Below are 25,580 nucleotides of genomic sequence, written 5' to 3' on the forward strand. Positions count from 1 at the left end.
CGCCCGAAATTATCGTCACCTGACCCATCGCACCGTCTCTAGTACCGGTGCAAACACCAGTGCTTGCACCGGTGCCATCTCCAAATATCAGCCGATCACCGCAAGGCGGCCCTCACCGGAGGCGTACCGCCTTCCTTGCTCAACGCTTCAAGATGGTCGCTCAAACTGAACAGGGACTTCGGATCCACCACGGCTCTCCATAATCGCTCCCGATCAGTGAATCACCATGACCGCGTAAACGCTACAGGTTTTTGCGGGTCTCCAGCTCAAGGAACGCGGCTATCTCGCCGTGGGTGGGCAGATCGTCGATGCCACACTGGTGGCTGCGCCCAAGCAGCGCAACAGCTGGCATGGCGCCTGAAAAGGATGCGATCAAGGCGGGCAAGAAGGCCTGCGAGATCTGGCCCGATGAGCCAGTCAGGGCGGCGCAGAAGGACACCGACGCACGCTGGACGCTCAAGTTCGCAAAGGCCAAACCCTTGGCGAATGGCAAGCCGGGCATCGACATCGCCATCCCGAGCTTCGGCTACAAGAGCAGCGTGTCGATCTGCCGGACCTTCGGCTTCATCCGCAAGGGCAAGGTCACCGACGCAGCGCGCTTCGACGGACGAATGCTGCGTGATGTAGTCACCAGCGACAACACCGCCTCCGATGTCTGGGCCGACACGGCCTATCGGAGCCAAGCCAACGAGGCATGGCTCAAGCGGCAGAGCCGGGTCAGCCGAATCCATCGCAAGAAGCCACGCGGCAAGCCGATGCCCGAACGCACCACCAGAGCCAACGCCGCCAAATCGAAAATCCGCGCCCGCGTCGAACATGTGTTCGCCCGGCAGAAAGACCAGATGGGGCTGTTCATCCGCACCATCGGCATCTAGCGCGCCGAAGCCAAGATCACCCACGCCCCCCTCGTCTACAACATGCACCGACTCATCTTCCATGAACGACGGGTAGCGACGGGATAGCTGCGCCTGAAAGACGGCAATGCCAACAAAAGCCATCAGAATGGAGACCCAAGCGGCCCCAATCATGCCAAATCCTGCGCTGAACGCTCAAGTCCGCTCAGATCAACGGGTTGATGGAGGTGCCCAGGTCTTCTAATTGAATACGCCAGTCGTCGAGGCTCCGTCTACCGTGATGATGCTGCCAGAAATATATGAGGCCCGGGGCGACGCCACGAAGCAAATGACATCGCCGACTTCCTCAGGATCAGCCATTCGCCCGAGCGGGAAGGTTGCGTCCATTTCCGCCTGTAGCGCTTTGGGCGTCTTGCCTTCGCCTTCGGCGCGCTTTTCGATCAGGCGTCGCCAGCGATCCGTCATAACCCCCGAAGGCGCTACCCCGGCAACAAGAATGCCATGCGGCGCGCCATGATCCGCCAGCGACTTCGTAAAGTTGATCAATCCGGCGTTTGTGACGCCGACCGCCATGTAAGACGCTTTCGGGTTTCGCGCAGCAGCACCAACGACGTTGACGATGCGACCGCCGCCCTGATCGCGCATGAGCGGGAACACCGCCTGGGCGGTGCGGATGTAGCATTGCAGTTTCTCATTCCAACCATCCAGCCATTCCTGGCTGGAGATCGCCATAAAGTCGCCAGCGGGTAGTTTACCAGCGGCATTATTGACTAACACGTCAATGCGCCCCGCATAACGCTGCGCGGTCTCGATCAGATTTTGCACATCGTCATCGCGTGTAATATCGCAGGGGCATGCAATTACGTCATGCCCTGCCTTGCGCAACGCGGCGACCTCCACCTCCAAAGCCGGGCTTGCACGCGCAGCGGCAATCACCCGGGCACCTTCCATGGCAAAAGTCCGGAGCGCCGCTAGCCCGATGCCCTTGCTAGCACCCGTCAGCACCACAGTTTTGCCGCTTAGCTTCAAATCCATCGACAGGATCCCTTCTTGGTTTCGACCGGCATTGACGGCCACATCAGAAAATGGCCGAAACAATGTCAGCAGGGTAAACTCACCAGTGACTGTATCTCCTTCTTGGGCGGCGTGGGCGCGCGTGAGAGCCCGACCGTCATTATGATGCTCATGGCGGGAATACATTCGCCGCGCTGCCCCAGGAAATTGGCGAGCCAGGCGAGCGCCGCGCGCGGATCCCCGAGCGCGTTCGCGCCGATCCCATGAGCGATCGTCGCGCCTTTCGACGACATTAGCACGGCGCACAGGCGCAGGTCATCGAGCGACCGGAATGATCGAGGCGGCCGAGCACCACCCGCGCGCTCGAGCTGTTATCCGCGATATTGTCGACCGCGGAAAAGCAATAGCTCTGATAGCGGGTATGCACGATTTCGAGGCTCGCAATTGCGGAAACCACCGCATAGCTGATGCTAACGCGCGTCTGATCGGGGCCATGGACGTCGCGCCCCACACGCAGTGTGATTTCAGGCTCGATCAGGGGATGGAACAGGTTTTCGCTATCTACCCGACCCGTTCTTTCGGACACGAGCAGATCCTTTGTCAGCACGCCGAAATTGGGGTCGTTAATGCCCATCTGCGCGCGCATCTCGGCGCTAGTGTAGCCCAGCTTGAAACCGATCTTCTGTCGGTCGCGCCTCTGGAAGGTGCGCGCGGCAATTGCATAGATGTCGTCCTCCGACAGCCTGGGGTGAGCGGAGCTAAGCGGCGCAATGCGGCGGCGCTCCCATTCCGCCCGCCACAGTTGTGCCGAGCAAGCATCTGTCAGACCAGCAGGCGACTGGTCGCCACGATTCTCGCCGGCGTCCGCTTTCCACAGACCCTCTGAATTGTTCATGATGCTTCTTCCTGAATAGCCGTGCCCGCACGATTGGCGCGCCGCAGGATTTGGCGGGCGCGGACCCTGACCGGGGCATCGACCATGGTTCCATCCACGGAAGTCGCGCCATCCTCACCTGTAGCCAATATCCTTTGCGCCCAAGCCAGCTCCTCCCGTGTGGGGGCGAAGCCGTTTCGCACCGGCGCAATCTGACTGGGATGGATGCAGAGCTTGCCGCCGAACCCAAGATCCAAGGCATAACGCGCGTGATCTTCCAGCAGCGCTTCTTCGCCCAGCGACGTGCACACGCCGTCGATTGGCGAAAGCAAGGATGACAGACGCGAGGCGAGTACAATCTCGCTGCGCGCCGCCAGCAGCGGCTCGCGCCGATGCGCGGCGCCGATATCCGCGCAATAATCGATGCTGCCGAACGCCAGGCGCCGCACGCAGGCGGAGGCGGATATCTCTCGCGCCCTCGACAAGCCAAGCGCCGTTTCGAGCAAGGCGATGACCGGCTGGCCCGCGACCACTTCGGAAGCCTGCTCGACGTCATGCGCGGACTCGGTTTTGGCGAGCATCAACCCGGACAGGGGAAGCGATGCGATCGCCGCCAGATCCTCTTCGTGCCATGGGGTATTGACTGCGTTTACACGCACAAAAATATCCATGTCAGCGGGCAAGGCGACGACGTGGCAAAGTGCTGTACGGGCTTGCACCTTATTGGCGGGAGCAACCGCATCCTCAAGGTCGATGATAATAGCATCCGCGCCCGAGGTGGCCGCCTTCGCATAACGCTCGGGCCGGTCGCCAGGCACGAAAAGCAGTGTGATGCTGCTCCGCATGGTCAAGATACCTTCGTGTCCACGGTGCATATGCCCCAAGTAGGCCCTCGACTGCACCACATACGCCGCACCCTTCTCTGCCTGGTCCTGTTCAAGACAGGGCAAGACCAGCTCAACCGCCGCGCTTCAGGGTCTCGCGCGCGATCACCAATTGCTGAATCTGAGAAGTGCCCTCGTATATACGAAAGATGCGCACGTCGCGATAGAAGCGCTCGATACCATGACCGGCGACATATCCGGCGCCGCCGAAGATCTGCACCGCGCGATCGGCAACCCTGCCGACCATTTCAGACGCAAACAATTTTGAAGCGGCCGCCTCCAGTGTGATACTCTCGCCGGCGTCGAGCTTGCGCGCGGTCTCAAGCATTAGCGCTCGCGCGGCCAGCGCCTCGGTTTTGGAATCTGCGATCATCGCCTGGACGAGCTGGAACTCGGCGATAGGCTTGCCGAACTGGCGCCGTTCGGAGGCAAAGGCGACGCAATCGGAGATCAGCCGCTCGGCCACGCCGACGCACAAAGCCGAGAGGTGCAGCCGGCCGCGGTCGAGCACCTGCATCGCCACACGGAACCCGCTTCCCTCCTCGCCGAGGCGGTTCGCCGCGGGGACACGCACGCCGTCGAAGTTGACCGTGCAGATATGCGCGCCCTGCTGGCCCATCTTGCGCTCGGGCGGCCCGACGCCCAACCCCGGCAATTCACTGGGTACAAGGAAAGCGGTGACGCCTGCCCCGCGCTTTTCATCCGGGTTGGTCCGCGCCATCACCGTGAACAGACCGGCCTTGTCGGCATTGGTGATATAGATCTTGGATCCGTCGAGAACATATTCGTTACCCTCGCGCCGCGCGCGTGTCCTGACCGAGCCAGAATCGCTGCCGGCCTCAGGCTCGGTCAGCGCGAAGCTGGTGATGATCTCTCCGCTCGCGATTCCCGGAAGCCAGCGGTGCTTCTGCTCATCATTGCCGAACATCACGAGGCCCTGGCTGCCGATGCCAACATTGGTGCCGAAGGCCGAGCGGAATGCCGGGCTGGTACGACCGATCTCAAGCGCGACGAGACTTTCATCTTCCATGGACAGCCCCAGCCCGCCGAATTCCTCCGGGATCGACAGGCCGAACAAGCCGAGCTGGCGCATTTCATCAATCACCTCGTTCGGGATCTCATCCGCCTCGGCGACCTTTGCCTCGATCGGCCGCAGCCGTTCGCTAACAAAACGGCGAATGGTGCCGATCAACTGATCTCGTGTCTCCAGATCGAGTGCCATGGCGGCATTTCCTTTCATCTTTTGATATTCACGACCGTATCGTTGCAGAGGCAGAAATAATGGTACGGCCGTCGTGTCCGATTGCGGCAAGACTGATTTCACCGCCGTCCCGCCGCCCCACAAGATGCATTTCAGGCCCCGCGAAAGCGGGCGTGCGGGCACGAAAGGCGAAGCTGGTGAGTACGTCCGAGCCGAGTTCACGCACGCACAAATCGAGCAGCAGGCTTGCCGTCAGCGGCCCTTGTACCACTAGGCCGGGATAGCCCTCAACCGCCGTCGCATAGGGAAGGTCATAGTGGATGCGGTGGCTATTAAAGGTTAACGCCGAATAGCGGAACAACAGCACCTCGTTCGGGACCATGTGCCGGTGCCAGGTCCAGTTTGATAGATCGGGCCGTGCTCCCCCCGTATTGGCCGTCGCCTGGACGGATCCCACCGCTTCACGATAGACGATCGTCTGTCGCTCGCGGATCGCGACGGTTCCACCCGCGCTGGTGACGTGATCGACCTCAACGAACGCAAGGCTGCCCGCGCTCCCGTCCTTTTCAGCGACCGACATTACCGTCGAAACACGTTCGATCTGCGCGCCGATCTGAAGCGGGGTATGGAAACTGACATCACTCGCCACCCACATCCGTCGCGGGAGCGCGATCGGCGGGAGGAACGCGCCCCGCACGGGATGCCCGTCACTGTCGATATCGGCCATGTTCGCATCCGGCAAGCACAGGCACCAATGGAAGCCGTGGGGCGCATCCGCGCCAATGGGTTGCGGCACGTCGAGCAGCGCGGCGAAGCGGTTCACCGCCGGTTGCGAAACCATGTCGTGCGTACGCAAAGGCTTCCCGAGCCAATCGTTCCAGCGTTGGCTCATCGTGCGACCCTCGCCATCAATAGGCCCTTGGCAGGCCAAGGACATGCTCGGCGAGATAGGATAGGATGAGATTCGTCGAGATCGGCGCGACCTGATAAAGGCGGTTCTCGCGGAACTTGCGCTCGATATCATATTCGGCGGCGAAGCCGAAGCCACCATGCGTTTGGACACAGGCCTCGGCCGCGGCCCAGCTTGCCTCGGCCGCGAGCATTTTCGCCATATTGGCTTCAGCTGCGGGGTTCTCGCCCGCCTCGTAGCGGCGCAGCGCGTCGTGAACCATCAACTCCGCGGCGCGCATCTGCGCATAGGCGCGGGCGATCGGGAACTGAATGCCTTGATTCTGTCCGATCGGCCGCCCGAAAACGCACCTTTCCCTGGCATAGGCGGCGGACTTGTCTATGAACCATTTGGCATCGCCAACGCATTCGGCAGCGATCAGTATCCGCTCGGCATTCATCCCGGACAAGATGTATCGGAAGCCCTTGCCCTCCTCGCCGATCAGATTGGCGCCAGGGATGGCCACATCGTCGAAGAAGATTTCGGTCGTCGAATGGTTCATCATGGTGTCGATAGGACGAATCGACATGCCCTTCCCGTGTGCTTCACGCATATCGACGAGGAAGGCCGAAAGGCCATCGGTGCGTTTTTCGACCTGGTCGCGGGGGGTCGTACGAGCGAGCAGCAGCATCAAGTCCGAATGCTCGGCGCGGGACGTCCATATTTTCTGCCCGTTCACAATGTAGCGATTGCCGTCGCGCTGCGCGAAAGTCGTGATAGACAAGGTGTCGGTGCCACTTGACGGTTCGGTCACGGCGAATGCCTGGAGCCGCAGCGCGCCGCTGGCAATTCCGGGCAGATACTCGGCCTTCTGCGCCTGCGATCCATGGCGGAGCACCGTGCCCATGATGTACATTTGCGCATGGCAGGCGCCCCCATTACTACCCGAGCGGTGGATTTCCTCCAAGATCGCTGCGGCCGCCGAAAGCGGCAGCCCGGCACCGCCATATTCCTCCGGGATCAGCGCGGCGAGATAACCCGCGCTGTTCAACGCCTCGACAAACTCGCCCGGATAAGCGCGGTCCTTGTCCTTCGCGCGCCAATATTCGCCCGGGAAGTCGGCGCACAACTTGGCAACCTCTTCCCGGATCGCCTCATACGCCTCGGTCATCGTTCTGCGGTCCCGCGCTCGAGGAGACCACGTGCGATAATGTGCGCCTGTATCTCGGCCGCGCCTTCGAACACAGAGAGGATGCGCGCGTCGCACAGGATGCGGCTGATCTCGGTTTCCAGCGCATATCCGTTGCCCCCGTGGATCTGCAGGCTCGCGTCGGCGTTGGTCCAGGCAACCCGCGCGGCAAGCAGCTTCGCCATCCCTGCCTCTACGTCGCTGCGTCCGCCGGCGTCTTTGGTGCGCGCCGCAGCATAGGCCAGTTCGCGGGCAGCCACCGTCTCGAAAAGCATCGCAACGAGCTTGTCGGCAACCCGCGGGAAGTCGACCAGCGGGCGTCCGAACTGGTTGCGCGCAAGGGCGTAATCGATCCCGAGCTCGTACGCACGCCAGGCAACGCCGACCGCGCGCGCAGCAGTTTGGATGCGTGCGCCTTCAAAGGTGCGCATGAGTTGGCGAAAGCCTTCGCCCTCAACGTTCCCGAGCAGGCTCTCAGCGGATGCCTCGAAGCCATCGAAACTCAGCTCATATTCGCGCATACCACGATAGCCCAGGACCGCGATCTCGCTTCCGGCGAGACCAGGACCAGGGAACGGGTCGGTCTCGCTACCGCGCGGCTTGGCGAGCAGGAACATGCTGAGCCCACGATGGCCCTCGCCGCCGGTGCGTGCGAGCATGGTCATCAGATCGGTACGTGCGGCATGGGTGATCCAGGTCTTGGCGCCTGAGATGCGCCAGCTCCCGTCGGGCGCCGCCACCGCGCGCGTGGTCAGGCTGGCAAGGTCGGACCCGGCACCGGGCTCTGTGAACACCGCGGTTGGCAGAATCTCGCCGCTTGCCAGGCCCGACAGCCAGCGGGCCTTCTGAGCCTTGCTGCCGCCGAGCCCGATCAACTCGGCGGCGATTTCGCTACGCGTGCCAAGCGAACCAGCCCCGATCCAGCCGCGGCTCAGTTCCTCAGTCACGACGCACATTTCCAGCTTGCCAAGCCCAAGCCCGCCATATTCGGGATCGACGCATATGCCGAACGTCCCGAGTGCGCCGAGCTCTGCGATCAGCGCGTCCGGTATCAGCGCGTTGTCGAGATGCCAGCGATGTGCAAACGGCGTGATCCGCTCGGCGGTGAACCGTCGAAACTGAGCGCGGATTTCGTCGAGCGCTGCGTCGCCGGACGCCTCGTTCACGCTGGCCCCGGCACGCACCAGCGCGATCAGGCTGGCGCGGCTTCGCGCGTCCGCGCACGCGATCAGCGCGCAGACTGCAGGATCATCCACCATCCGGCGTGCCGACGCCTCGAGCCCCATTCGCCCGGGCCGAAAATATTCGTTGGGGCCGATGGCGAGTCCCCCTGCAAGCTGGCTGAGATAGTCGGCGAAGGCGAGGCGCAGGATCAGCGCATCGATTTCGCCGAAATCGCCACGCTCCTGCGCCGCCACCGCCCAGCCCATCAGCGCTTTGAGCGCGGCGATCGTCGTTTCAATCCAGGCATAGCCATGGGCATCATGCTGATGGTGATCGAGCAGCGCGGGATTGACTGCGGCGCCCTCACCGACATTGCCCAGGAGCCGGCTACGAACGTCGGCGGCGAAGCTGCGCGCTGCGTCAAGCGCCGCTGCCGTCTGGTCGACCAGAGCCTCGAGCGACGGATAAGCCGAACAGCCCATCTCAACCCGCGGCCACGATGCCGCTGTCGTGCAGCTTGCCGACCTCGCCGGAGCTTAGGCCAAGCACGTTGGCGAGAATCTCATCGGTATGCTCGCCGAGCCGCGGCGCCCGGGCCGGTGGCAGCCGTTCGGCTTTTGGGATTGTGGCCGGCGCGCCGGGTATCGGGTAACGTGCACCGCTTGGCTGCTCGACCTCGGTAAAGATCGGATTGGCACGGACCAGATCGGGATCATCGGCAGCTTCCCGCATACTCTGGTAGGGACTCCAGCAAACCCCGAGCGGTTCGAACGCGCAGGCAAGATCGGCGAGTGTGCGCTTGGCGACCGCCTCCTCGACCAACGGCACCAGCTTATCGCGATGCTCGAAGCGGATACCTTCATCGCGTGCGAACGAAACGCCCTGCCCGGCCTCGATCTGTGCAACCCCTTGGGCAATGCCGAGCGCCTCAACGAGACCTTGCCACTGGCGCACAGTAAGCGCCATCAGCATCAGCCGGTGGCCGTCGGTGGTTGTAAAATCGCGCCCGAACGCACCAAATATCTGGTTGCCGAGCCGTGGCCGGTTCGCATCGCTGTCGAGCACTTCGGCAAGCATACCAAGGTTGGCGACACTGGCGATCGCCATATCCGCCAAGGGGACGCGCACTTCCTGGCCAGCGCCGGTATCGCGTCGATGGCGTTCGGCAGCAAGGAAAGCAAAAGCGGAATAGGCACCGGTCAGCAAATCCCAGGCGGGCAGCACATGATTGACCACCGCATCGCCAAGGCCGGACGGTCCGGTGATCTGGGGAAAGCCAACCGCGCAATTGACGGTGTGGTCTAGCGCGGGACCGCCATCGGCGCGGCCCATGATCCGCAGCGTGACGAGGTCCGGCCGCAATGCAGAAAGGCGTTCATGCGACAGGAACCCTTCGACAGGATAGTTCGTGACGAACAGTCCGCCCGTTGGCCCTGGCGCGGTAATCAAGGTGGTCGCAAGTGCGCGGCCTTCAGCACTTGCGAGATTGATCGCAATCGACTTCTTGCCCTTGTTGAGCGATTCCCAATAGAGACTGGCTCCGTTCTTCGCGCGCGGCCAGCGCCTGAAATCGGGCCCACCGCCAATCTGATCAAAGCGGATCACCTCGGCCCCCATTTGCGCCAGATACATGCCGCAAGTGGGAGAGGCGACGAACGATGACGCCTCGACCACGCGCATCCTGTCAAGCAGCCGGTACATCGCCGATCAGCCCGGCGTTGCGCGCGGGCGTGCCGCAGTTCCGGCCTGGTAACTACGCATCCGGAAGGCCCACGATGGCGACCGCACTGACATTCTGGTTGGGCATACCGCCAAGGTTGTGCGACAGGGCGAGCCTTGGCGGTGTGCTGCGCTGGCGTTCGCCCGCGCGCCCGAGCAATTGCAGATAATTCTCGTAGATCATGCGCAGTCCCGACGCGCCGATCGGATGGCCAAAGCATTTGAGCCCGCCGTCAATTTGGCAAGGCACCTTGCCGTCGGCATCGAAGAAGCCGTTGAGCACGTCCTTCCAACCCTCGCCTTCGGGACTAATGTAAAGGTCTTCCATCGTTACTAATTCGGTGATCGAGAAGCAGTCGTGAACCTCGATTAGGCTGATTTCGTCTCTTGGGTTGGTGACACCGGCCTCGTCATAAGCCTTGACGGCGGCGGTACGCGTGGTGTGGAAATAGCTTCCGTTCCAGCCCGTGCCCTGGCTCTCCCACCCGTTGGAGGTGACGATTTGTAGCGCCTTGACTGTTACCAGGTCCCGCTTGCCCAGCGTATGGGCGATCTCGGGTGTCGTGACGATCGCGCAGGCCGCGCCGTCGGAAACACCGCAACAATCGAAAAGCCCCAGCGGATCGGCAATCATCGGCGCGTTCATGACTGTGTCAATGTCGATCAACTTGCGCAAGTGTGCTTTAGGGTTTTTCGCACCATTGGCGTGGCTCTTTACCGAAACATGTGCCATCGCCAGCTTGAGGTCGTCCTTCGACACCCCATGCGCGTTGCGATAGGCCGCAGCGAGCTGGGCGAAATTGCCGGGTGCAGAGCCAGTGACGCCGATCATGTCGAAGGTCGACCCGCGCGTGCGCACCGGCAGCCCGCCATAGCCGGTATCCTTGAGCTTCTCGACCCCGACCGCGAGCGCAATGTCGGCGGCACCCGATGCGACGGCATAGACGGCGCCGCGAAACGCCTCGGTGCCGCTGGCGCAATAATTCTCCACCTTGGTGACGCCGATATTGGGCAGGCGCAGCGCGGTGGCGAGCGGGATGCCGGACGGGCCGATATTGACCGCGTCGAACGCCACGCTCAGCCATGCAGCGTCGATCTGTGAGGTGTCGATGCCCGCGTCGGCGATGGCTTCCTGAAAGGCCTCGACGGCGAGCTGCTCGGCGTCCTTGTCCCAGCGTTCGCCAAACTTCGCGCACCCCATGCCGAGGATTGCGACCTTGTCCTTGATGCCTTTAGCCATCGGATTACTCCCCCGCTGCCGGTTGCTGCACCGGCACGGCTTTCCAGAAATACTTGATGAAATCGCGTTTCTCGTCGACCGCCTTGATGCGGAACATCATCTTCATCGCCAAGCCGACCTCGATGCTCTCGGCATCGACATCGGCGAATTCGGTAAACATCCGCCCGCCGCCCTCGAAATCGATCATGCCATAATATTGCGGCGGGGCAGGCGAATAGGTCAAGCTGTCGGCGGTGTAGGTGACGATCCGCGCCTGCTTTTCGGCGAGCGGATAATCTTCCTGCGTGCCAATGGCACGGTCGGTCGGATTGACGCTGATTTCCGAGCGCGGGAACTGGACGGTCCCGGTCTTGGTGCAGCGCCCGCCGACCAGACCAAGCACTGTCTTGCGGTTGCGGAACAAGGTTGTGCCGGGCTGCTTTTGGTCGGCCTCGGCACGCATGCCACGGTCGAGATCGAGCAGGCCGCGGTGGAACAGGAAGCGCAGGTAATTCTCATCCGCCTTGCCGCGCGCAAGCGCGCCGGAAAAGCCGTCACGCCTCGGCAGGTTAGCGATGGCTTCGGTCGTCTCGAACAGCAGCACGTCGCAACCCTGTCCGAAGCCGACCAGCATGATCGTCTCGCCGGGCCTTGCCTGTTCCAGCGCCGCCGCCAGCATCAGCAGCGGATGGGCAACTCCACTGTCGCCGACGTTCGGCGCAAGGGTATCGGCAACGGCGGCGGCGGGCACGCCAAGCTTTTTTGCAAGGCCTTCGGGCACGCCACGCACGGTGATGGGGATCAGGAGGCGGTCGATCTTCGCCGGATCAACGACAAGAGTTTCGATCGCAGCGGCGAGCGCATCGCCGAGGAGCATGGAGTAGCCCTCGTCCCGGATCCAGCGGCTTTCCCACGTATAATCGAAGTCGGCACCCGATGCTCGGAAATGGTCGACGAAGTCGAGCGTCACACTGTGTGACCCGATAAAGCGCGCAATCGGATCGCCAGCGCCAACGAGTATCGCGGCGGCAGCGTCGCCCTGGACCAGTTCCCCTTCTGATGCGGGACGCGCCTTGCGCAACTCGGACGCGACGCAAAGCTGCGTTCCCCCGTTTACTCCGGCGTTCAGCGCCTGAATAAGCGACGATGTGCCAGCACGCTGGCTTCCCGCGACGTCCAGCGCTGAGATGCTGTCCGACAAAGTCAGCGCTTCTTTGACTATACCGCTGTTTAGCCGATCGGCAAAGGGGTGGGTGGTCGAGGCGAGCGACAGCGCTGTGACTGTGCCGCGGTCAAACCCGGTGAGGCAATCGCGCGCCGCCTCGACTGCCATCGTGACGCTGTCCTCATCCCAGTTGGCAATCGCACGCTCGCCCATCGCGAGGCCTTTGAGGCCGGCCGCAAACCAAGCGTTGGCCGCGAATATCGCCGAACGTTGCAGCCGCAAGCGAGGTATGTAGGCGCCATAGGAAAGGATTCCGGAATCGGCGTTCATGATGGTGCCATCTCCGCATAACCGTTGTTGAGAACGACCACACTGCGCTCCTCAGCAGTCGCTCGGAAGGCGGCGCGGTCGCCATCCTCACGCCAAATTTCTACCCTGATCGTCTCCCCCGGAAAGACTGGGCTCGAGAAGCGTACATCCATCCGCTTAAGCAGCGTTGGATCGTTACCGCATAGAGCCGACAGAACAGCGCGGCCCGCAATGCCGTATGTACACAGGCCATGTAGGATTGGACGCGGGAACCCTGCTGCGCGCGCCACGTCCAAATCGGCGTGCAGCGGATTATAATCGCCTGACAGCCTGTAGATCAGCGCCTGTTTCTCATCGGTGGGCAGCTTCACGACATGGTCAGGTGCGCGATCGTCCGGGAGCGGACGGGGGCGAGGAGCGCCATCGGCCTGGCCGCCAAAACCGCCGTCGCCGCGCAGGAGCAGAGTATTGCGCACCGTCGCGAGGTGTATACCGGTAGAATTCTCGATACGACGCGAGGTAAGTATGATCGCGCCCTTGTCCACGCCCTTATCGAAAATGGCATCAATGCATGTACGGCCCAAAAGATCGCCTTCTGTGGGAAGTGTCGCAAACAGTTCAACCGAGGTCTCACCATGAAGGATCTTCTGCCATGAAATGCCGTAAGCAGGATCCTGCCAGAAGAAGCCGGGATAGGCGAGTACCACTGCCATTGACGGCAGGGCCTGCAACCCCTTCTCGTACACGAAGCGCAAATCATCAGCACCCACACCCAAAGCGTATAAGATCGTGTCACGTTTGGTGAAGCTGTGCCGGGTTTCCTGAGGCGGTAGCTGTAGCAGTCGATCCGGGTCGAGCGCCACCTCAGATAGGATCCCAGCTGAAAATATCTGTCGATCTCTGCAGCGGGTGGAAGCTGGGCTTAAGCGCAGGCAGCAATTCGCTCGCGATCGTCTCGACGGTCCAGCCGTCGGAGCGGTGTACAGAGCGGAGCGGACGCGGCACGCTGAAAAGGAAAATCTCGTTCTTTCTAACCGCAAATATCTGGCCGCTCACATCTTTCGATGCGTCGCTGGCGAGGAATGCGGCAAACGGCGCGATCTTTGCCGCCGACATCGACTTCATTCGCTCGACGCGACGCTTGTCGTCCTCGGTCTCGGCCTGGATCGTGCCGATCATTCGGCTCCAGGCAAAGGGCGCGATGCAGTTTGAGCGTATGCCAAAGCGCTGCATGTCGAGCGCAATCGAGTTTGACAAGCCCACAATGCCCAGCTTCGCGGCGGAGTAATTCGCTTGACCAAAATTGCCGATCAATCCTGACGTTGACGTGAAATGGATGAATGCCCCGGAGCCCTGCTCCTTGAAGTGCGGCGCGGCAGCTTGCGACACGAGGAAGCTACCATGCAGATGAACGTCTATCACGGCGCGCCATTCGGCCTCATTCATTCGGTGAAAAATGCGGTCGCGAAGGATACCGGCGTTGTTCACCACGGCGTCGATGCGTCCAAAGGTGTTGACCGCATCCTCGATAATCGAAGCCGCGCCAGACGAATCAGTGACACTGGCGAGATTAGCGCACGCCTTGCCGCCCGCCGCCTCGATCTCGGCAACCACTTGTGATGCGGGACCCGCATCCTTGCCTTCGCCCGAAGAGGAAGTGCCAAAATCATTGACTACAACGCAGGCGCCTTCGCGAGCGCAAAGCAACGCGATCTCACGACCAATCCCTCCTCCCGCACCAGTCACAGCAACGACCTTATTCTCAAGCATTCCCACCCTTCGCATCTCCCTGTAATGCCGTGGCTCTCCCTCAAGCTCGGTAGCCAAACGCGGTTCAAAGCCAGCGCCATGACCACTCCGTCACCGAGCCACGGATGCCGACCGCCATCATTCCGCCGGTTGGATTGTCGAGTCTCTAGATTGACGATAGGCTAGATGAGATGCGATGTTTTCTGGCTTGAGCCCGAATGCTGTCTGCCTGCTGATGTCCTGACGGTTGATCTCGTCATATTTAACGAAATAGGCCCTGTGCATCCGGTAAAAAGGAATTTCCGGATAGAGATGATGGATCAAGTGGTAATTCTGATAGACCAGCAATGGCGTCAGCAGCCATTCCCATCCATAGCGCATCGTTGTCGCCATGTAGGGCTGCTCGTCCTGCGCGACCATAGCCGGATAGTGCGGCAGAATCACGAAAACCACAGCAATCAGGAATAACGTTATGCGCGAGGGCAGGAACCATAGCATGAACAGTTCAAAACCAAATCCAAAATAGAGCGCACCTACGAACAAGGAGAGCAAACCGCTATAGAACAGGACGAGTTCTTTCCCGTGTCTCTTGCGAACGCTCTGGCCTCGTTTCAGGAAGTAGTGGATGTACGCACCATCAAAAAACGTCCAACGGAAGGGCACCTGCCACCAAGGCGATTCATGCTCGAAGCGATCGGGGTCGAGTGGACCATTGGCGTAACTGTGATGCTTGTTGTGTACCCAGCGTAATAGCACCATCGGCGCATAGGGGAACAAGAAGAAGAGCCCGATCGCCCCAATCGACTCATTCAGCCATTTTACTCTCGAGAGAGAATAATGCGCTGCGTCGTGTATTACGCTGAAAAGTAGGTAAGTGATCAAGCCGTTGGCAATGGTGCCAAGCCAAATGGGCATCTTCCCCGTCAAGGAGAGATACCAGACGCAGCCGATACCACCCATCGAGGCGACAAACAACAAGGCGGTTGGCAGCGCCAGCACTGGAGGTTGGCGAAGTTGCTCAAAATATTCTTGCTGGCTTTTTGGAAAAGCACTCGCAACCATGCCACGTCTCCCGAATTCTTACTTGTTGATGAGGGCGGCCAATCAAGTTTAGCGCCCAGTCTGCCAATTGGCCAATTACGGTCCGCGCGTCCCAATTTTGGCTGTCGTTCAACAGCTTTAGCTATAGCAGGTGTTGCATAATATGCAACACCTATCACCGGATCGTCATATCGGATAGACCAAATATCGTGGAAGCACAGAGGTATCGAGCTCAGCCCGCCGCGACAATAGCTTCAGCCCGCCATTCTTTTGTTGCCGCACGCTGTCAAGATATTGGCCTGCGGCAAGCACCTGGGTGATGCCACTGTCTTTAGGCGTCATGAACACGGAAAAGTTGGACCGCATTTCCAAAGTGGCTGTATCGGCTCGATGATAGCTGGTCATTTGCACGAAATGACGTGTACGATAGTCCTGAAATGTGCCGACCCAAATGTCATTTACGAAAGTGACGCGATCCTCGAGCCTCGCCCGGCAGTCGTCGTACATAAAGCCAAGGGCAAGTCCGTGCTCTGAATTTTCCGCCGAACGGCAGAAATACGACGCATTCTCCTCGTCCGCGTAATTATCAAGCCATCTCTGCATATCTTTGCTATCAAGCGCGTCAGCATCCGCTAGCAGAACGGCATTGAGCGCCGCTTCAAGCGACATATCTGTCTCTATCATGCCGTCGCCCTCTCGAAACCCATGACCGACCGATAATATTCCCAGCGCGGCAGATTGCCGCTCTCGTCGTTTTGAAGGAACTCCGATTCCAGCTTCAAAGGGTCATGCACTCCCTTTTGGAAGATGGCAGAGCCGGGCGTATGATTTCCGATATGGATGCGATGGAAAATCGAGGCATCTTCCATGCTGATCAGGCCGCATGGCCCCAGCAGGTTTGAACTTTGCCGCAGTCTGTGCCGAACCATGTCCTCGTCGTCATCCTGATGTGCGAAATAGGCGTAGTGGACCTCGACCGTCTCAGCATCGATTGGTGTCGCAAAACGCAAATTGATGACATCAAGATGCTTCGTCGAAACAAAAGTGGGAAAGAGAGAAACGATCCGTGAGCCGACCGCCGGATCCTGCCCTTTGAATTCGATCAGCGATTTGTCTTTCAGCACGCTGGGCCCGGTTGCCACAGAAAGCGCAGATTCGAAACAAATGTGGCCGCGTTTTGTTGCTGTAAACTGGCGACCGTTGCCGCCTTGCCAGTTAAGCATCTTGAACGCCTGATGAAGCAATGGGGCATGATAGCCATCATTGTCGGTGTACGACTTCCAGTTCGTATCATAGCGCACTTTCTGGTAGCCGAGCAGTTTGAGACGCCCATCGCCTGCTAGCAGTTCGCGCAACGTATTCTGCGAATCTCCAAGATATGCCAATAGCGGCTCGGTTTCTGATGAGAGCGTGACGAAAACAAGGCCGAAAAAAATGTCAAACCGCGGCTGGGCAAGCGGATAGTCTGCTTTGTTGAAGCCGGGAAGAAATTCCCGAGGGTTCGGACAGCCGACCAGATCGCCTTTCGAATCGAACAGCCAACGGTGATAGGGGCATTCAAATTCGGTCTTGTTGCCCATGACCGCCGTTTCGAGTTGATTGCCGCGGTGCGAGCACGCGTTATAAAACACCCGCACCACGCCCTCGACGTCGCGCCCGATAAGCAGTGGCACACCCGACAATCGGTATGTCTTGAAATCACCTGCGTTAGGCAATTCACTTTCATGAGCGACCGGATGCCATTCAGTACCGTGGAAGATACGCTTGACCTCTTCCGCGTATATGTCCTCTCGGACAAAAGCCTCTTTTGGAACTTCATTGTAGTTTTTTGGCCAGGACAACTTCATTTCGGTCATCGCTCTCTCCCAGTTATCACGCTTATCTTATTTCTCGGCTTCGAGCGCTCTGCCGAGATCCGCCCACATAATGCCCGATTTACGGGCACCTTCCAGGAACGGTTCGGGACATAGATGATAGGGCGGGCGCACCGGACCAGCTTTCATCCACCCACCTGCATTCATCCGAGCCTTTTCAAGCGCGATGTTGTACGTTGAGAAGTCTTTGAAACTCCCATTAGGAAACAGCGGCGCTGCGGTAGGACCGAGCAGCGCCTGAAAGGCACGTGCCTCCTTCCAGTTACCGGTCGAGCGCGCGTTCAACACTACATCGCGCAAGGTAGTGGTTACCAACGGGCAACATACAGCACCACTCGACCAGAATGCGTCGATCGAATCGTCCATGCGGGCCGCAGCATAGTAGTCGAAGTCGATCGGCAATAGCTTTATGCGGCCCCGGATCGTTGCAAGGTCTGCCAGTAGATTGCCGACACCGATATATTTCGCTGTTACGACCTGAGGAATATCAGCCACCTGACCCCAGAAGGAGCGCGAAAATTCGAATTTGAAGGCTTCGGGATTGGCATAGATCGCTATGTTCATCTCTGGTACGGCTTCAGCGACATCCTTGTAGAACTGGACTGCAACCTCAAGACTTGGCGCGCACCACATAGGAACTCCAAGCATTGTACCATCCGCACCGAGCTCTAGTGCTTGCCGGGTCAATGTTACGGTATCGCGGGTATTGAGACAGGTTGTGCCGACAAATATTGGCACTCGACCGGCTGCGGCATCAACCAGCGCCTTTATGAAATCGAGCTTTTCCCCGTGAGTCATAGTCGCCGCTTCGCCAAGCGTCCCCATGCTGAGTATCCCGTTTATACCCGCCTCTACCAGGCCATTTACAACGCGAGCAGTTTCATCGAGATCTACGGTATTCGTCGCTCTCCAATCCGACGCATTATCCTTCGCCGGAGTGGGAATAATCGCCCACGCACCTGTCACCTCACTAGGGGTCATAAGTCTATGGGTCATCTTCGTGGCTCTCCTAACATTTGGTCCGATGATGCAGCCGAGCTGCTGGACGTTATTCATTGTGTAATGCTTTGCCTTGCATGACACAAGGCGAGAGGATAAACAAGGGCAGCGCGATACGGCTTTTCGGTTCGTTGCGTGAGCTCGCTAAGGATGGACGCCCTAATTATGACTTCGACAAGACGGTTCGATAAACAAGTCGCAGTCGTGACGGGTGGAGCGCAGGGGATCGGGCTAGCCACCGCCACACGCATGGCGGAAGAGGGTGCGATCGTAATCATCGCCGACCGCGCCGTTGAGGCTACGCGGGCTGCGGTCGAACGGCTGCAGACCAGTGGCGCGAATGTCCACGCCGCCAACTTCGACCTAGAGACTTGCGAGGGGGCCGTCGAACTGTACCGGCTGGTTGCCGATCGCTTCGGAAGAATCGATGTGGCGGTTCACAACGTTGGCGGTACTATTTGGGCCAAACCCTACTGGGACTATACATCAGACGAGATCATAGCTGAAATAAACCGGTCATTGTGGCCGACTCTTTGGTCCTGCCACGCCGTTTTACCCTTTATGTTGGCAGCCGGGCGCGGTTCCATTGTCAACATCGGTTCTGTCGCCACGCGCGGCGTAAACCGGGTGCCTTATGCTGCGGCCAAGGGTGGGGTCGCTGCATTGACTGCCGCTTTATCGCTTGAACTGGAAACGAGCGGAGTTCGCATCAACTGCGTTGCGCCGGGCGGTGTCAATGTGACGCGTGTAACGCCACGCGATCCTGTTCCGATGACCGATGCTGTGAAATCAGGCTTTGTAAAGGTCATGGAGCAGACCGTGCGCGACACCCCAATGGCCCGGTTCGGCGAACCCGAGGAACTCGCCGCAGCAATTTGCTTTTTCGCCTCTGAGGAAGCGTCCTATATCACCGGGCAGACTCTATTCGTTGCAGGCGGAGGGATCGGATAAGAACCCTCAGCTTAGCCAAAAAATGGCTAAGCTGCCTGCTGGAGCAATTCGCGTAAAGACACGCCTGTATCGCCTAGCCGATCCGCGCCGGCGCTCAACCGACGTTCGACAAGTCGCTTGCCTATCCCCATATCAGCGGCCCTGTTGACGGTGAGGACGCCGTCAATGATTTTGTCTGACAGGAAGAAAGCAACGAAAGCGTTGCTTTCGATATCCCCGCGAACGACGATTTCTGCCTGCACCGGAATTTGTCCCGAAAACTGAATGTTCAAATCGAACTGATCGCTCCAATACCACATCGGCTTACAGTAAGCGACCTCATGGCCCAGCATAGCCAAGGCTGCAGCCTGAGCTTGGTCGACCGCGTTCTGATATGTTTCCTGCCGGAAGCGTCCGCCAAAAAAACCATCCTGCTCGGCCACATCACCTGCGGCAAATACCGCCGGATTACTGGTCTGGCATCGACGATCGACAACGATCCCGTTGTTCACTGTCAAACCTGCGTCAATCGCAAGAGACGTTGCGGGAATGATCCCCACTCCGACAACGACAGCATCGCAGGGGATGAGAGTGCCGTCGTCTATCTCGACAGCGGAGACACGCTCGTTCGCGAATTTGAATCCCGTTACGCCTCGGTTGAAATGAGTTTTGACGCCTCGCTTGCGGTGCTCATTGCCGAGCCACTGCCCGAACCGCTTGCCAAGCGCCCGCTCCATCGGCGCCGCCAACGGCTCAACTACGGTCACATCACAGCCCAGCTTGATCGCACTAGCGGCCACTTCAGCGCCAATCACGCCCATCCCCACGATGACGACCCGCGCCCCCGGCCGAAGATCGACGGCCATTCTGGCGGCGTCTTCACAAGTGCGCAGATAATGCACGTTGGAGCATTCAGCGCCTGCTAAGTTGAGCTTGCGGGCGTGTCCACCGGTCGCTAGCAGTACCTTGTCAGCGATGACCATCTGCCCGCCCGCCAGGCGCACTCCGCCCCCGGTCAAATCCAGTGATTCGACCCGTGTATTAAGCAGCAGATCGATCCTGTTCTGGGCGTACCATTCTTCATCCTGCAGGAAAAAATTGGCTGGAGCTTGGGAAGTATTCCAAAGGAACTCCTTTGATAAAGGCGGCCGTTCGTAGGGCCTCAAAGGCTCCTCACCGATCAGCGATATCCGACCGTCGAATCCAGCCTGCCGCAGCGCCTCTGCCGCTCGCCCACCAGCGAGATTGGCACCTACTATCGCTACCGATCGCAATTATTACCTCCCAGTTCGATGGACACATCCATACCCTAAAATCTATTCTAATATGTATCTACCATTGCACATTATACAATTGGTTAAGAAGCGTCAACAGCAGCATCAGTCGGGTCGGTGCATTTTCTCGAGCTTGAAGGCAAGTTGCCGACGTGTCAGCCCCAAATCTCTGGCCGCTTGAGCAACGTTGCCACCAGTGGCTTCAACTGCAGCCTGTACGATGACACGTTCTATCGACGCAAGCGTTTCACCCTTTTGACGCATCAAGCCAGCAAGCTGCTCGATCGATAGTGTCTCTTCCTGCTGCGCATCCGCTCCGACGAGGTGGCCCTTCTCGTTCAAAGCAAGTCCGCTTTTGACGTGCAGCCGATCAGACCCGATGAAAATATGCCCCAAGTCAATAGCACCAGCTTCGTCGGCAAGGAGAACGGCGCGCTCTACCATTCTCTCCAATTCCCTCACATTTCCCGGATAATCATGCATCAGCAGCGCGTTAATCGAGCGCGCTGTGAAACCTTGAACCGCACGCCTGTGGCGCCTGGCATATTTGGCCCGGAAATGTTCCATCAGACGCGGAATATCTTCCCTGCGCTCCCGCAAGGGCGGAACACGTATCGGAAGCGTAGAAAGGCGGAAATACAGATCGGGCCGGAAGGCACCCGCAGCCATAGCAGCCTCTAGATCAATATTCGACGCGGCGATAAGGCGGACATTCACATGGATTGTCTTGGTGTCTCCTACCCGTTCGAATTCGCCCTCCTGAACTGCCCGCAAAACTTTGCTTTGGGCCAATGGCGAGAGCATCGAAATCTCGTCAAGAAACAGCGTGCCGCCGTTGGCGAGTTCGAAGCGCCCCAGCCGGTTGGCCACGGCTCCTGTAAAAGCCCCCTTGGCCACGCCAAATAGTTCCGCTTCGATCAAACCTTCAGGAATCGCAGCACAATTCAGAGCGACAAAAGGCGCATCTCGACGAAGGCTAAGTTGGTGGGCCATCTTGGCAAACACCTCCTTGCCGACGCCGGTTTCCCCCAGGAACAGCAGACTGGCGTCGGTTCCCGCCGCCCGCTCGATTAGATTACGTACTGCGTGAAAGCCCGCAGATACGCCGGCGACAAAGTCAGTTTCTGGGCATTGACCTCCAGCCGACACGAGCGGAACCACGGCCCTTTCCGTATCCTCCAGGCCGGACCATTCGGATTCTGGTTTAGCATGGAGCACGCAGACCGGATCACCCATCCCCTGACACTCGATTTCGCGCATGATTATCGACTGTCCAGCAAATGTACTGGCAAACCCGCTGGCGAAACCGGTCTGCAACCAGCACACCGGATCGGCGCTGATCCCTTCGGTAGCAAGGTGGATTCCCGCCTCGATCGAATCGTGGACCAGGAAACGCCCTTCGAAATGGCCGCTTGCAAGGTCGCTGTCCAAAGTTTCGATTTCGGTCCAGCCGAACCCGGTCAACGCATGAGCCTGCGGACCCACTGAAAAGGCTTCGAGAAAATCACGGTTGGGCCGAAGATTTTTTGCCTCCACGGCACACCGCGCGCCTTCCGCGAAACCTAACTCCCAAAATAGCTGCCGCGCGCTGGCGAGACCCAACTGGACGACCATCGCGTTCCGCAACATGGTCAGCGCCGAGTTACTGAGCAAAACGCAACGTTCGCTGTCACGCCAGATGCGGCCCTGTTCGGGCGAGAACCGCAGTCGGCTTGTCAAATCGGCATATGTGGGGAGATGCTTCATGGCTCGTCATAACATATATGGCCACTGGCTGCCATAGAAGTCCCAGCATTCGACAAATATGTCGATATTTCGGGTGGCTGCGATACCCCATCTGCGCAATCTTCCTGGAAATACGCTGTTCCATGATTTGGCACGGTTCATGCTAACAACACTTGGAACAGGCGTCGGAGCGCGCTGACCGCGAGAATCTGACGGCGGACATTGGGAGAGGGAAGACAGAATGGATGTTTCCGGACTGGTCGATACGGCAACGGGCCGTCAATCGCGGGCGATATATTCGAGCGAGGAACTTTACCGGCAGGAGCTCGAACGCATCTTCGGGCGGTGCTGGCTGTTCCTCGTGCATACTAGCCAGATTCCTGAGGCTGGCGACTATTTCCGTACCTTTATGGGCGAGGACGATGTCATCGTCATTCGCCAGAAGGACGGAACGATCAAGGCCTTCCTGAACAGCTGCACGCATCGCGGCAACAGGATCTGCCGCTCCGACCGAGGAAACGCGAAGGCGTTTACCTGCAATTATCATGGCTGGTCGTTCGCACCGGACGGCTCGCTCAGCGCTGTACCGCTGGAGAAAGAAGCTTATTTCGGTGAGTTGGACCGCAGCAGGCTGGGCCTTGTTCCCGTGGCCCACGTTGCTGAGTATAAAGGCCTCGTCTTTGGCTGTTTCGATGCCGATCCGCCTTCACTCGAAGACTATCTTGGCGATGCAAAATTCTTCCTCGACGTCTGGCTCGATGCAATGCCGGGTGGAACGTCACTCGTCGGTGAAACCCAGAAGATGGTGCTCGCCAGTAATTGGAAGCTGCCAGTAGAGAATGTCTGTGGCGACGGCTATCATCTCGGCTGGGCGCACGCCGGGGCGATGAGGGCGGTGCAGTCTCTGGATCTTGCCGGTCTTAGCGTCGGCAATTCGAGCACGGATCTCGACGGCGGGCTTTCCGTTGCCGGGTTGAACGGCCACATGGCCCTGACCTCCCTCGACGGGGTTTCGGGCTATGCCTTCTACCCCAAACCAAAGCCAATGCTGGACTATCTTGAATTCAATCGTCCACAGGTGATCGAACGGCTGGGCAAGGTGCGCGGCGAGCAGCTCTGGGGTTCGCAGATCAATATCACGATCTTTCCCAACCTGCAGTTCCTGCCGGGCCTCAACTGGTTCCGGGTCTATCATCCCAAGGGTCCGGGCCAAATCGAGCAGTGGACCTGGGCTATGGTCGAAAACGACATGCCCGCCGAGATACAGGCGGCGATCCTGGACAATCAGTGCCTGACCTTCGGCCTGGCCGGCCTCTTCGACAACGACGATGGCGATAATCTTGCTGCCTGCACCGAACAGTCCCGTGGATGGCGCACAGCGCAAATGGACGTGTTCACCAACATGGCGCTAAACCGTTCAGGGCCGCGCGAAGGTTTCCCCGGCGACATCGCCGCCGGATTGGTGAGCGAGCACAACCAGCGTTATTTCTACCGCCGTTGGCAGGAACATATGCAGGCTGACAACTGGGCCGGTGTTCCCACCTACAACATCAATTCAGTGGTCGCCGAGGAGACAATCAATGCTTGAGTCGGGCGTCGCTCCGATGTCCACGGAGAGTGTCACCGGCCTGACTCAGCGCCTGTACCACGAAGCGCGTCTGCTCGACGCGGAGCGCTTCGAGGATTGGTTGGAATTCATGTGCAACGATGTGACTTATCGCATGGAGCTCAAGAGACGGCGGTTCCGGGCGGATCGTTCGCCGCCCGCGGCGGTTGGCGTCGGCGTCGTTTTCAACGAGAATCTTGCGCGGCTCAAGCTGAGGATCGATCGCCTGCGCTCCGGATTTGTATGGGCTGAGGATCCGCCAAATTTTGTGCGCCGCGTCGTTTCAAATGTTGAGGTCGAGCGCGCGGATGCCGAAAACGAGGCTATCGTGCACTCGGTGATCGTCATCCATCGCAACCGCATCGACGGCCTGACAAGGGTTCTTACTGCCGGGCGCTCCGATCGTTGGCGTATGCATGCCGATGGCTGGAAATTGGCGGCGCGCGAAATAGCACTTGATCACGCGGTACTGCCCGACAGCAACATCAACGTATTTTTCTAACATGTAATCATTGAGAGGAGAATGACATGCGCATTGAGCGGATCGGTCGTGAGCCGGAGTTTTCGCGTTACATGAATCTCAAGGAAGGCTGGCTCGATCGCAGGATCTTCAGTGATGCGGATATCTATGAAGAAGAGCTCTATCGTATCTTCGCACGGTCCTGGCTGTTCGTTGCCCATGAGAGTCAGTTGCCTAAGGCTGGCGATTTCCTGACAACCCACATGGGTGAGGATGGCGTAATCGTCGCGCGACAGCCCGACGGTTCGATCAGGGTGTTCTTGAATTCCTGTCCCCATCGCGGCAACAAAGTTTGCTTCGCCGATGCAGGTAACACCCGCCGCTTTGTGTGCAATTATCACGGCTGGGCGTTCGATACTGCTGGCGATCTGAAAGGCATGCATGAGGAATATTGTTACGACGACAACGATATTGATCGCCGTAAGAACGGGCTGAAGCAGGTTGCCAGGGTTGGCAGCTATAAGGGGTTGGTGTTTGCGACGTTCGCCGAGGACGGTCCTAGCCTAGATGCTTGGCTGGGCGACTTCCGCTGGTATCTGGACATGCTGCTCGACAACGAGGACGGCGGCACCGAACTGATCGGCGGCTGCATCAAGTCAGTGATGAACGCCAACTGGAAGTTTGGCGTCGAAAATTTCATCGGCGACGCCTACCATGCTGGATGGACGCATGATTCAGGCTGCCGCTCGATGAACAACGGCGAGCCCTTTCCGCCGATCGATATGGAAAATTCCTACCATGCCAGCGTCAATGGCCATGGGTGGGAGTTTGGCACCGAAGGTGTGGGCGACCTGTTCCTGCTGGGCCGACCGAAAGTTCTCGAATATTATGAGAGAATTCGCCCGAAGATGGCCCAACGGCTTGGTGAAATGCGCTCAAAGATCTTCGGATCGGTCGCTTCTGCCTCGATCTTCCCCAACGTATCGTTCCTGCCAGGTATTTCGACCTTCCGGCAGTGGCAGCCCAAAGGCCCTATGGAATTCGAGCTTAAGACTTGGGTGATCGTCAACAAGACGATGCCTGATGACATCAAGGATGAAATCACAAAGGGGGTCATGCAAACCTTTGGCCCGGGAGGCACGTTCGAGATGGATGATGGTGAGAACTGGAGCAACTGCACCACCGTAAACCGTGGTGTAATCACGCGTCACGAACGCCTGCACTACCGTTGCGGTATTTCACGCCAGATCGACCATGATACGCTTCCGGGTATCGTTTACCGCGGGCAATATAACGATGCCAACCAGCGGGGCTTTTACCAGCGGTGGCTCGATATGATGGAGGCCGACAAGCTGGACACGATGCCCCAACGGCCGGAACCTCGCCTTTCCGGCGTTGGCGATACACGCAATCTCCCCGGCCTGTTCGCGCTCTGAAAAGG

The 25,580-nt window shown here is 59.1% G+C and carries 24 protein-coding genes; 5 read left to right on the forward strand and 19 right to left on the reverse strand.

The features are described 5' to 3' along the window. Window positions 1–350 precede the first annotated feature (350 nt). On the forward strand, window positions 351–875 hold the full coding sequence (locus KRZ98_RS07970; protein ID WP_217673106.1) for a transposase: 525 nt from the start codon (window positions 351–353) through the stop codon (window positions 873–875). 219 nt (window positions 876–1,094) lie between these two features. On the opposite strand, the gene KRZ98_RS07975 is transcribed toward KRZ98_RS07970, so the two are convergent. From KRZ98_RS07975 to KRZ98_RS08055, 17 genes are all read right to left on the reverse strand, one after another. Beyond that, a complete protein-coding gene (locus tag KRZ98_RS07975) occupies window positions 1,095–1,931 on the reverse strand; it encodes an SDR family oxidoreductase (protein ID WP_088189902.1) in 837 nt (278 codons plus the stop codon). A 23-nt stretch (window positions 1,932–1,954) separates the two neighbouring features. After that, window positions 1,955–2,161, reverse strand: a complete 207-nt coding sequence (locus KRZ98_RS07980; protein ID WP_217673107.1) for a hypothetical protein — start codon at window positions 2,159–2,161, stop codon at window positions 1,955–1,957. Further along, entirely contained in the window at window positions 2,161–2,763 is a 603-nt protein-coding gene (locus tag KRZ98_RS07985; protein ID WP_096063718.1) for a 2-keto-4-pentenoate hydratase, read from the reverse strand. Before KRZ98_RS07985 ends, KRZ98_RS07980 begins: the two co-directional genes overlap by 1 nt. Further along, a complete protein-coding gene (locus tag KRZ98_RS07990; protein ID WP_119748731.1) occupies window positions 2,760–3,587 on the reverse strand; it encodes a CoA ester lyase in 828 nt (275 codons plus the stop codon). Before KRZ98_RS07990 ends, KRZ98_RS07985 begins: the two co-directional genes overlap by 4 nt. Window positions 3,588–3,699: 112 nt before the next feature. After that, complete coding sequence (locus tag KRZ98_RS07995; protein ID WP_096063729.1) at window positions 3,700–4,848, reverse strand: acyl-CoA dehydrogenase family protein; 1,149 nt, start codon at window positions 4,846–4,848, stop codon at window positions 3,700–3,702. A 28-nt stretch (window positions 4,849–4,876) separates the two neighbouring features. Continuing rightward, complete coding sequence (locus KRZ98_RS08000; RefSeq protein WP_096063719.1) at window positions 4,877–5,719, reverse strand: MaoC family dehydratase N-terminal domain-containing protein; 843 nt, start codon at window positions 5,717–5,719, stop codon at window positions 4,877–4,879. A 16-nt stretch (window positions 5,720–5,735) separates the two neighbouring features. Further along, a complete protein-coding gene (locus tag KRZ98_RS08005; protein WP_096063720.1) occupies window positions 5,736–6,887 on the reverse strand; it encodes an acyl-CoA dehydrogenase family protein in 1,152 nt (383 codons plus the stop codon). Next, window positions 6,884–8,551, reverse strand: coding sequence for an acyl-CoA dehydrogenase family protein (locus tag KRZ98_RS08010; RefSeq protein WP_088189908.1), 1,668 nt, complete (start codon window positions 8,549–8,551; stop codon window positions 6,884–6,886). The genes KRZ98_RS08005 and KRZ98_RS08010 overlap by 4 nt, the downstream gene beginning before the upstream one ends. A 1-nt stretch (window position 8,552) precedes the next feature. Then, window positions 8,553–9,770 carry a CoA transferase gene (locus KRZ98_RS08015; protein ID WP_088189909.1) on the reverse strand — a complete coding sequence of 406 codons (1,218 nt, stop codon included), beginning with the start codon at window positions 9,768–9,770 and terminating at the stop codon, window positions 8,553–8,555. A 52-nt stretch (window positions 9,771–9,822) separates the two neighbouring features. Continuing rightward, window positions 9,823–11,028 carry an acetyl-CoA acetyltransferase gene (locus KRZ98_RS08020; RefSeq protein WP_119748705.1) on the reverse strand — a complete coding sequence of 402 codons (1,206 nt, stop codon included), beginning with the start codon at window positions 11,026–11,028 and terminating at the stop codon, window positions 9,823–9,825. Window positions 11,029–11,032: 4 nt separating this feature from the next. Next, complete coding sequence (locus tag KRZ98_RS08025) at window positions 11,033–12,502, reverse strand: hydroxymethylglutaryl-CoA synthase family protein (RefSeq protein ID WP_217673108.1); 1,470 nt, start codon at window positions 12,500–12,502, stop codon at window positions 11,033–11,035. After that, window positions 12,499–13,344 carry a MaoC family dehydratase gene (locus tag KRZ98_RS08030; RefSeq protein WP_088189912.1) on the reverse strand — a complete coding sequence of 282 codons (846 nt, stop codon included), beginning with the start codon at window positions 13,342–13,344 and terminating at the stop codon, window positions 12,499–12,501. The genes KRZ98_RS08025 and KRZ98_RS08030 overlap by 4 nt, the downstream gene beginning before the upstream one ends. A 1-nt stretch (window position 13,345) precedes the next feature. After that, window positions 13,346–14,251, reverse strand: coding sequence for an SDR family NAD(P)-dependent oxidoreductase (locus KRZ98_RS08035; protein ID WP_119748703.1), 906 nt, complete (start codon window positions 14,249–14,251; stop codon window positions 13,346–13,348). A gap of 117 nt (window positions 14,252–14,368) precedes the next feature. Then, window positions 14,369–15,292: a fatty acid desaturase gene (locus KRZ98_RS08040; protein ID WP_096063725.1), complete on the reverse strand. Its 924-nt coding sequence runs from the start codon at window positions 15,290–15,292 to the stop codon at window positions 14,369–14,371. 165 nt (window positions 15,293–15,457) lie between these two features. Beyond that, on the reverse strand, window positions 15,458–15,955 hold the full coding sequence (locus KRZ98_RS08045) for an aromatic-ring-hydroxylating dioxygenase subunit beta (RefSeq protein ID WP_217673109.1): 498 nt from the start codon (window positions 15,953–15,955) through the stop codon (window positions 15,458–15,460). Continuing rightward, entirely contained in the window at window positions 15,952–17,127 is a 1,176-nt protein-coding gene (locus KRZ98_RS08050) for an aromatic ring-hydroxylating dioxygenase subunit alpha (RefSeq protein ID WP_217673110.1), read from the reverse strand. The genes KRZ98_RS08045 and KRZ98_RS08050 overlap by 4 nt, the downstream gene beginning before the upstream one ends. A gap of 27 nt (window positions 17,128–17,154) precedes the next feature. Continuing rightward, window positions 17,155–18,141 (reverse strand): dihydrodipicolinate synthase family protein, encoded by a 987-nt coding sequence (locus KRZ98_RS08055; RefSeq protein ID WP_119748729.1) that lies wholly within the window; start codon window positions 18,139–18,141, stop codon window positions 17,155–17,157. Window positions 18,142–18,309: 168 nt separating this feature from the next. Between KRZ98_RS08055 and KRZ98_RS08060 the strand changes: the two genes are divergently transcribed. After that, window positions 18,310–19,095: a 1,6-dihydroxycyclohexa-2,4-diene-1-carboxylate dehydrogenase gene (locus KRZ98_RS08060; RefSeq protein WP_088189970.1), complete on the forward strand. Its 786-nt coding sequence runs from the start codon at window positions 18,310–18,312 to the stop codon at window positions 19,093–19,095. Window positions 19,096–19,121: 26 nt separating this feature from the next. On the opposite strand, the gene KRZ98_RS08065 is transcribed toward KRZ98_RS08060, so the two are convergent. After that, window positions 19,122–20,348, reverse strand: coding sequence for an NAD(P)/FAD-dependent oxidoreductase (locus tag KRZ98_RS08065; protein WP_088189917.1), 1,227 nt, complete (start codon window positions 20,346–20,348; stop codon window positions 19,122–19,124). Window positions 20,349–20,453: 105 nt separating this feature from the next. Further along, window positions 20,454–22,094, reverse strand: a complete 1,641-nt coding sequence (locus tag KRZ98_RS08070) for a sigma-54-dependent Fis family transcriptional regulator (RefSeq protein ID WP_217673111.1) — start codon at window positions 22,092–22,094, stop codon at window positions 20,454–20,456. A 220-nt stretch (window positions 22,095–22,314) separates the two neighbouring features. Between KRZ98_RS08070 and KRZ98_RS08075 the strand changes: the two genes are divergently transcribed. Genes KRZ98_RS08075 through KRZ98_RS08085 form a run of 3 tightly spaced genes read left to right on the forward strand, consistent with a single transcriptional unit; the run spans window position 22,315 to window position 25,575 of the window. Beyond that, window positions 22,315–23,661: an aromatic ring-hydroxylating dioxygenase subunit alpha gene (locus KRZ98_RS08075; protein WP_088189919.1), complete on the forward strand. Its 1,347-nt coding sequence runs from the start codon at window positions 22,315–22,317 to the stop codon at window positions 23,659–23,661. After that, window positions 23,654–24,181, forward strand: coding sequence for an aromatic-ring-hydroxylating dioxygenase subunit beta (locus KRZ98_RS08080; protein ID WP_088189920.1), 528 nt, complete (start codon window positions 23,654–23,656; stop codon window positions 24,179–24,181). Before KRZ98_RS08075 ends, KRZ98_RS08080 begins: the two co-directional genes overlap by 8 nt. Window positions 24,182–24,207: 26 nt before the next feature. After that, window positions 24,208–25,575 (forward strand): aromatic ring-hydroxylating dioxygenase subunit alpha, encoded by a 1,368-nt coding sequence (locus tag KRZ98_RS08085; protein WP_088189921.1) that lies wholly within the window; start codon window positions 24,208–24,210, stop codon window positions 25,573–25,575. The last annotated feature ends 5 nt before the right edge of the window (window positions 25,576–25,580 follow it).

It is taken from the genome of Sphingobium sp. AS12 (genome assembly GCF_019097845.1).
In the GTDB taxonomy this organism is placed as follows: domain Bacteria; phylum Pseudomonadota; class Alphaproteobacteria; order Sphingomonadales; family Sphingomonadaceae; genus Sphingobium.